Origin of the sequence: Mesorhizobium sp. M1A.T.Ca.IN.004.03.1.1 (genome assembly GCF_003997555.1) — a bacterium.
Lineage (GTDB): Bacteria > Pseudomonadota > Alphaproteobacteria > Rhizobiales > Rhizobiaceae > Mesorhizobium.
The window spans coordinates 1-258 of the sequence record NZ_RZTV01000586.1 but is presented as its reverse complement, the minus strand read 5'-3'; the positions used below and the strand labels follow the sequence as shown (position 1 = coordinate 258).

The 258-nt window shown below is 56.2% G+C and carries 1 protein-coding gene; it reads left to right on the top strand.

Features of this window, described 5'->3' with window-relative positions:
- Positions 1 to 258: GGDEF domain-containing protein (locus EOD29_RS32980; protein ID WP_164764007.1), on the top strand; the 258-nt coding region annotated here is incomplete at both ends.

Sequence of the window (258 nt, the reverse complement as noted above, 5' to 3'; positions counted from 1 at the left end):
GCATCGCCAACAATGCGGAAACACTGGCGCAGATGCGCCAGTTGAGGGCCGCTGCAGCCTGCGACTATCTCACCGGCCTTTATAACCGCCGCTATTTCTACGACAATGGCCCGAAGCTGGTGAACGAATGCCTGCGGCTGAAAGTGCCAAGCTCGGTCGCCATTCTTGATATCGACCATTTCAAACGGCTGAACGACACATACGGCCACGAGATCGGTGACAAGGTGCTGAAGGCGGTTGCAAACAGGCTGTTCACGA